6 protein-coding genes are annotated in these 8,161 nt (G+C 65.3%); all 6 read left to right on the top strand.

Annotated features, from left to right (window positions below):
- Positions 1 to 45 precede the first annotated feature (45 nt).
- The 6 genes from ACTIAO_RS16220 (at position 46) to ACTIAO_RS16195 (ending at position 8,037) form a co-directional block, all read left to right on the top strand.
- Positions 46 to 1,872: an LGFP repeat-containing protein gene (locus ACTIAO_RS16220; protein ID WP_441838752.1), complete on the top strand. Its 1,827-nt coding sequence runs from the start codon at positions 46 to 48 to the stop codon at positions 1,870 to 1,872.
- 4 nt (positions 1,873 to 1,876) lie between these two features.
- Positions 1,877 to 3,106: a polysaccharide pyruvyl transferase family protein gene (locus ACTIAO_RS16215; protein WP_441845555.1), complete on the top strand. Its 1,230-nt coding sequence runs from the start codon at positions 1,877 to 1,879 to the stop codon at positions 3,104 to 3,106.
- A gap of 124 nt (positions 3,107 to 3,230) precedes the next feature.
- Entirely contained in the window at positions 3,231 to 4,373 is a 1,143-nt protein-coding gene (gene glf / locus ACTIAO_RS16210; protein WP_029152942.1) for a UDP-galactopyranose mutase, read from the top strand.
- An 8-nt stretch (positions 4,374 to 4,381) separates the two neighbouring features.
- The gene (locus ACTIAO_RS16205; RefSeq protein WP_029152943.1) at positions 4,382 to 5,152 is read left to right on the top strand and encodes an ABC transporter permease; all 771 of its coding nucleotides are present in this window, start codon (positions 4,382 to 4,384) and stop codon (positions 5,150 to 5,152) included.
- Positions 5,152 to 5,892, top strand: coding sequence for an ABC transporter ATP-binding protein (locus tag ACTIAO_RS16200; RefSeq protein ID WP_441907181.1), 741 nt, complete (start codon positions 5,152 to 5,154; stop codon positions 5,890 to 5,892). The genes ACTIAO_RS16205 and ACTIAO_RS16200 overlap by 1 nt, the downstream gene beginning before the upstream one ends.
- Positions 5,893 to 5,907: 15 nt before the next feature.
- A complete protein-coding gene (locus ACTIAO_RS16195; RefSeq protein ID WP_441907180.1) occupies positions 5,908 to 8,037 on the top strand; it encodes an acyltransferase family protein in 2,130 nt (709 codons plus the stop codon).
- Positions 8,038 to 8,161: the final 124 nt, after the last annotated feature.

Genomic DNA, 8,161 nt, shown 5'->3' with positions numbered 1-8,161 from the left:
GATTCCCAGTGTCACAATCGAGTCACTTCTGTCACACTGGTAACCATGCGTCGCACCAACCACGGCTATCGGTATGCCCAGAAGGGGCGTGCCCTCTTCGGTGTCGCGATGGCGGCGGCCCTCATCGGATCCCTTCTGCCGACTGCCGCGTACGCGGACGAGCAGCCCGCGCCCGAACCGACTCCGACGGTGGCGCCGTCGCCCGAGGTCGCGGCGACCGAGCAGCCCCCGGAGTCGGAACCCACGTCGACGCCGACTCCCGAGCCGACGGACGCGCCGGAACCGGCGCCCGAACAGGCCCCGACCGCGGAGCCCACGCAGGAGCCCACCCCGACTCCTGCACCCACCCCGACTCCGACGATGACGACGGACCCGGGCGAGGTCGATCTCACCGGCATCCTGCTGCCCGACAACGGCGACTATGCGGGCGACACCACCGAGGACGAGGCGGATCCGGGCGCGTACTCCGAGACGCAGGCCGGCCTGCTGACGGCGGATACGCTCAACGGTTTCAAGGCCGGAAACATCATCAGCGACGCCAAGATGTACACGTCGGGCACGATGTCGGCGAATCAGATCCAGGGCTTCTTCAACCAGAAGGTCAAGCGCTGCGACTCGAACTACACGTGCCTCAAGGACTTCTCGATGAAGACCCGCACCAAGGCGCCGAACTCGTACTGCACGAACACCTACCAGGGCTCGAGCCGCGACACGGCGGCGCAGATCATCTCGAAGGTCTCGAAGGCCTGCAACGTCAGCGAGCGCGTGCTGATCGTCATGCTCCAGAAAGAGCAGGGCCTCGTCACGCACACGTGGCCGAGCCAGTTCCGCTACGACATCGCGATGGGCTACGCGTGCCCCGACCACGCGGCGTGCGACAGCACCTACTTCGGCTTCCAGAACCAGATGTACATGGCCGCCTACCAGCTGCAGCGGTACACGAAGGACAGCTACTTCAGCTGGTACCCCGTCGGTAAGACGTCGCAGGTGCGCTGGCACCCGAACGCGTCCTGCGGCACCGGCCCCGTGCGCATCGAGAACAAGGCGACCGCGGCGCTGTACTACTACACGCCCTATCAGCCGAACCGTGCGGCCATGCGCGCCGGATACGGCGTCGGCGACTCGTGCTCGGCGTACGGAAACCGCAACTTCTACAACTACTACACCGACTGGTTCGGAGGCACGCGCGGGGGATCCCCCGGCGGCGGAACCACGGGATACTCGGTCACCGGCGCGACGGCTGTGAAGTGGAAGTCGCTCGGCGGCGCGAGCGGCATGCTCGGCAAGCCGATCGACAAGAAGAACTGCACGTCGGGCGTTGGCTGCTACCAGGTCTTCAAGGGCGGCAGCATTTACTGGACGCATAAGCACGGGGCCGTGTACGTCCGCGGCGCGGTCCGCGACGCCTGGGCGAAGGTGGGATCGCGCAACGGTGTGCTGCGCTATCCGACGAGCGACCCGCAGTGTGGCCTCACCCGTGGCGCGTGCCTGCAGCACTTCCAGGACGGCACCATCTACGCCATGTCCGGACACGGCGCCCACTACGTGCGCGGCGCGATCCGCAATAAGTGGGCGCAGACCGGAGACCGTCACGGCACGCTCGGGTACCCGATCTCTAACCCGCGCTGCGGTCTGGTCGACGGCGCGTGCCTGCAGGTGTTCGAGGACGGCCGAATCTACGCCTCGAACGCGGGCACGCACTACGTGCGCGGCGCGATCTTCGACGGCTGGGGGCGCGCCGGAGGGCGAGAGGGCAGGCTCGGCTACCCCTCGTCGGATCCGCGGTGCGGCGGTAACGCCTGCACTCAGAGCTTCGAGGGCGGCACGGTCCGCCACCAGAGCGGCTCGACGCCGCGCGTGCTCTACCGGTAGCGCTGTGGCGTTCCTCGAAGAGTTGATCGCGGGCGTGCGCGTTCCGCGCTGGGTCCCGGACGGTCCCGATGCGCCTCGGAACTTCGGCGACGAGATCGGCCCGCTGCTCGTTGGCGCTCTCGTCGGCTCCGGTGCGCGTGAGGGCGACGCGCGCCTGATCTCCGTGGGCAGCGTGCTGCAGTACTCCCTTCCCGGCGACGTCATCTGGGGTACGGGGATCAACGGCAACGTGCGCCAACGCGTGCGGTACCCGCTCGACGTGCGCTTGGTGCGCGGCCCGCTCACCCGCGCGATCCTGCTCGGGCACGGCGTCCGCGTGCCCGAGGTGTACGGCGATCCCGCACTCCTCGTTCCGAGGCTCTTCCCGTCGGTCGCGCCCGAGGGATCCGGCAGCATGCTCGTCGTGCCGAATCTGAACGAACTCGACCGCGTGTCGGGATGTGAGGTGCTCAGCCCGCTCGGCGACCCGCTGGCGATCGCGGCGCGCATCGCGGGCAGCGGCTTCGTCGTGGCGAGCTCGCCGCACGCACTCGTGCTCGCCGATGCCTACGGGATCCCGTCGCGTCCCCTGGTCCCGGAGGCCGAGCATCCACTGAAGTACCTCGACTACTACGCCGGCACGGGGCGTCCTGGCGTTGCATTCGCCCGATCGGTCGACGAGGCGATCGAGCTCGGCCCGGTCGCTGCCGCAGAGGCCGACATCGACGCGATCGCGCAGGCGTTTCCGCGCGACCTCTGGGGCGGATCCGCTACCTCGCCTGACAATTCGTCGGCCGACTACTCGGAGCTGCGGCGCGAGTCGTGGCGCGCGAGGGAGGCCCTTGCGCTCGCCGTCGGGCGCGAGGCGAGCGACAGTGCGGCGCAGGCGCTGCTGCGCGTCGACCAACTCGTCGCGCAGCAGCCCGACGACCTCGTGCGGGTGCTCGAGCTGTGCTCGACGAGCGCAGTGCCGGACGGCGCGGCGCTGAGCGCGGCCGTGCGCGCACACCTCGACGGATCCGAACCGCACGGCGAGACGGACGCGCGCCTATCGCGCGCTGTGCGCCGCCTGGCAGGAAAGGCGGATCTCTCGGTGATCGCCCGCGTGGCCGCCACGGGCAAGGTCTCGCTCGCCCGATCGATCGCCCGCGGAGAGAAGACCGAAGATGACGGACGCGCTCATCTCGGCGACGAGGAAGCGGTCGCGCCACCGAAGGCCAGCCGTCTGCCTCGCGTACTCAGACGCCGCGGATAGCACCGGGATGCACTGCGTTCCTCCTGCCGGCGCAGCCTGCTGAGAACACACCCGGCGTAATCTTCCTGTGACATTTGACCGCGTCTTCCAGGAAAGCCGGGCCGCCTCTGAAACAATGGTCGCTATGGATACCGATCTTCTTGTCGTCGGCTCGGGCTTTTTCGGCCTGACGATCGCTGAACGTGCCGCGAACGCGGGCCGCAAGGTCACCGTGATCGACCGCCGCAACCACATCGGCGGAAACGCCTACAGCGCTGCCGAGCCCGAGACGGGCATCGAGGTGCACCAGTACGGCGCGCACCTGTTCCACACCTCGAACGAGACAGTGTGGGAGTACGTGAACCGCTTCACCACGTTCACGAACTACGTGCACAAGGTGTACTCGAACCACAAGAACGTCGTGTACCCGCTGCCGGTCAACCTCGGCACGATCAACCAGTTCTTCCAGGCCGCGTACTCGCCCGACGAGGCGCGAGCACTCGTCAAAGAGCAGGCGGGCGAGTTCGACGTCAAGTCCGCCGCGAACTTCGAGGAGAAGGGCATCGCGCTCGTCGGCCGCCCCCTGTTCGAAGCGTTCTTCCGCGACTACACCGCCAAGCAGTGGCAGACCGACCCGAAGAAGCTCTCGGGCGATATCGTGAGCCGCCTCCCCGTGCGGTACACCTACGACAACCGGTACTTCAGCGACACCCACGAGGGCCTGCCGACCGACGGTTACACGGCGTGGATCGAGCGCATGGCCGACCACCCGAACATCACGGTGCAGCTCGAGACCGACTTCTTCGACGCGTCGCAGCCGTTCAACAAGGCCGCGGTCGTCGGGCAGATCCCGGTCGTTTATACGGGACCGGTCGATCGCTACTTCGACTACGCCGAGGGCGCGCTGAGCTGGCGCACGCTCGACTTCGAGCAGGAAGTGTTGAACATCAACGACTTCCAGGGCACCTCCGTCATGAACTACCCGGACGCCGACGTGCCGTACACGCGCATCCACGAGTTCAAGCACTTCCACCCGGAGCGCACGGAGCTGCTCGCGCAGGACAAGACGGTCATCATGCGCGAGTTCTCGCGCTTCGCCGAGGCGTCCGATGAGCCGTACTACCCGGTGAACACGCCGGAGGACCGAGAGGGCCTGATGGTCTATCGCGATCTGCAGAAGGGCGAACAGGACGTGCACTTCGGCGGCCGGCTCGGCACCTACCAGTATCTCGACATGCACATGGCGATCGGGTCGGCGCTGTCGATGTGGAATAACAAGCTCGCGTAGACACCAGCATGACGACCCCGCGGCGGCGCTACCTTCACTCGTTGTGGCTCCTGTCGTCGCGCGATCTGCGGGTCCGCTACGCGACGAGCTGGCTCGGTTATCTGTGGAGCGTTCTCGATCCGCTCGTGATGAGCGCGATCTACTGGTTCGTATTCACGCAGATCTTCCAGCGCGACGTCGGGGCCGACCCGTACATCGTGTTCCTGATCTGCGCGCTGCTGCCGTGGGTGTGGTTCAACTCGTCGGTCAGCGACTTCACGAAGGCGTTCAATAAGGACGCGAAGCTCGTGAGATCGACCGCGATCCCGCGGTCGATCTGGGTGGGCCGGATCATCGTCTCGAAGGGCGTCGAATTCCTCTGCTCGTTGCCCGTGCTCGTGCTGTTTGCGGTCTTCGGCGGCGCGACGCTGACCTGGGGCGTGCTCTGGTTCCCGCTCGCGGTGCTGATGCAGGTGGTCCTGCTGACCGGCCTCGGTCTCATCGTCGCGCCGCTGTGCGTGATGTTCAGCGACCTCGAGCGTACGACGAGGCTCGTCCTGCGCGCCCTGTTCTATGCGACGCCGATCATCTACAGCGTCGGCGACCTGCCCGACGTCTTCCGCGAGCTCGGCGCCTTCAACCCGCTCTCCGGGATCTTCACGATGTACCGCGCCGCGTTCTTCCCCGAGCTCTGGGACACGTTCGCGGTCAGCATGAGCGCGCTCATGTGCGTCGTATTCCTGGGAGTCGGGATCCTCGTGTTCCGCCGGCTCGAGCGCCCCCTTCTGAAGGAGCTGTGATGGGCGAGCAGGAGTATGCGATCGAGGTCGATTCGCTCGGCGTGCGGTTCCGCCGTTCGAGGCGGGGCCGGCGCTCGATCAAGTCGATGTTCGCGGATCCCAAGCACCGCACGCCCAAGGACGAGTTCTGGGCGCTGCGTGACGTGAGTTTCCAGGTTCGCCCCGGCGAGTCGATCGGCGTCGTCGGGCGCAACGGTCAGGGCAAGTCGACGCTCCTGAAACTCGTCGCCGGTGTGCTGCTGCCCGACGAGGGAACCGTGCGGGTCAACGGCGGCGTCGCGCCGCTCATCGAGATCACGGGCGGGTTCGTGGGGGACTTGACAGTGCGCGAGAACGTGAAGCTCACGTCGGGCCTGCACGGCATGAGCAAGGCGGAGGTCGCCGAGCGGTACGACGAGATCATCGACTTCTCCGAGCTGCACGACTCCCAGGACACGCCCTACCGGCACCTGTCGAACGGCATGAAGGTGCGCCTCGCATTCGCCGTGGTGTCGCGGCTCGACCACCCGATCCTGCTCGTCGACGAGGTGCTCGCGGTCGGCGACAAGGCCTTCCGCGAGAAGTGCTACGGGCGCATCGACGAGATGCTCGCTGTCGGGCGCACGCTGTTCTTCGTGAGCCACCGCGAGGGCGACCTGCGTCGCTTCTGCCAGCGCGGGCTGTACATCAAGAATCACAAGCTCGAGATGGACGGAACGCTCAGCGACGTTCTCCAACAGTATAATGCCGACAACTCCTGACCCGCCCGTTAAGCGGTGGCTCGTGAATCTCATGCGCGCAGGAGAGTCTGTTCAGCCGGATCTGGAAAAATCGCGACAGTGAGTGCGGAGACGAACCAACAACTGGAGACCCGAGGGTCGCGGCGCGCGGCGCGCACCGGCCACCGCATTCTGGAGATCGATGGGCTGCGTGGCATCGCGCTGACACTCGTCGTCATCTTTCACCTGTTCGGCCAGGGCCGCGTCTCGGGCGGCGTTGACGTGTTTCTTACGGTGTCGGGCTTCCTACTCATCATGTCGCTGGGACGTTCGCTCGCGAATATGAAGCCGCTCGGCATCGTCGCACGATGGGGCCGCACCTTCTCGCGTCTTGCACCGCCCGCGACTCTCGTTCTGGTGGCCGTCACGATTGCCTCGCTCGTCGTGCTCTCTCCGTTGAATCGTGAGCAGAACCTCCTCGAGGTCATCTCGACGGCGTTCTACTTCGAGAACTGGCAGCTCGTGGCCACACAACTTGCGTACGGCGCCGCGGGCCCAGAGACGAGCCCTCTACAACATTTCTGGTCGCTGTCGGTTCAGGCGCAGTTCTTCATTGGCTTCCCTCTGCTCGTCGGACTGCTAACTCTCGTCACGAAATCTCGCCGCGCGCGTGTGACGCTGTTCTGGTCGCTTCTCGGCGCCGCGACACTCGCATCGTTCATCTACGCGTGGAACGCGAATGCCGTGAACCCGCAGGAGGCATACTTCGATACGTTCGCGCGTTTCTGGGAACTGGGCGCGGGAGGTCTGATCGCCGGACTACTGATGAACAATCGAGCGCTACCGGCAGTTTTGCGCCCGATCACAGGCTGGCTGGGCCTCTCGATGATCATCTCCAGTGGATTCATCTTCAGCGGCGGTACGGCCTACCCCGGTCCGGCCGCGCTCTTGCCTGTCGGCGGTGCCGTGCTCGTATTGCTCTCGGCAAACGGCGGCTGGCTCTCTCCCACACCGCTCCTGCGAAGCAGGCCTCTCGTTTTTCTCGACAGCATCTCGTACGGTCTGTATCTCTGGCACTGGCCGATCCTCATCGTGTTCTTTACCGTGAAGGAACGAGATGTGCTCGGCTGGCGCGGTGCATGCTTCGTCATGGGGCTCGCCTTTGTCATCGCACTCGTGACCCGGTGGATCCTCACACCTGCGATTGTGTGGGCAACGTCGAAGAAGCCTCGCCACGCGCTGATTTTTGCCTTGATCGCGATTATTGTCGCCGGGGCGCCGGCAGGAGCTGCCCTCGGTATCCAGGCTACGAAGAGTGCAAATGTCGTCGTCGATCCATGTGCGGGCGCGGCCTCTCTAGACCCTGAGCGGCCCGAATGTGCGGGCTTCGGGAAAGGTGCTGAGCCGCGTCCCTCGCTCGATAAACTCCGCCAGGACATGCCGCGCATCGATGAGTGCTGGAACGCGGAGGCGTCCACCGAGGTGAACGTGTGCACTGTCGGGGATGTCGGGACGGCGAGCAAGTATCTTCTCGTGGTCGGGGACTCACACAACGACGCATGGATCGAGTCGTACAAGAAGACCGCGGAGGATCTCGGCTGGGCCATGGATATCTCCTCGCGAGCCGGGTGCCAGTGGATCTCACCCGATGCGCCGCGGCGAGGCACCAAGGTCGAGGCACAGAATGCGTGCATCGAGTGGCGCAATGCGATGAATGAACTCGCGCATTCGTCCAAGTATGACGCGATTCTCACCACGGCCTCCACGAAGACCACCTTCGAGCCAGTTCCGGATGGCATGACTTATGAAAACTTCCATGCCGGGTTGATCGAAGAAGCATGGTCGCATCGCTCGTCGGAAGACGTGCCGATCATTGCGCTGCGCGATACGCCTTTCTTCCCCGAGTCGGCGATCGAATGCCTGCAAAATGCATCGATGCTTGTCGGGGGCGTCTGCTCCGAGGACAGAACGAAGGCGACGCAGCGCCCGACGGGCGTGTATCAGGCGATTGAAGCGACACCTAACGCACACCTGATCGACCTCAACGACTACATCTGCGAGGAATACCGTTGCAACCTGGTCGTGGGTGGAGTCGTCACAACCTGGGATGGCAACCATCAGACCAGCACATTCAACCTCACGCTCACGCCCTACCTCGAGCGCGAGCTTGTCACACTCCTGGAGTGAGACGAGTGTCACGCAGAAAGAACGGAGCTTGCCCGAATAGCGTGTGGGCATGGCCTCATTTGTCGCGCGCCTTTTTGGCTCCCAGCCGGACGAACCCGTGAAGGCAGATACTCCGGCGACGCCG

The organism is Microbacterium sp. (genome assembly GCF_052099035.1).
Classification (GTDB): Bacteria; Actinomycetota; Actinomycetes; order Actinomycetales; family Microbacteriaceae; genus Microbacterium.
Note: the sequence above shows the minus strand (reverse complement) of the source record. Positions and strands in the feature narration are given on the sequence as shown.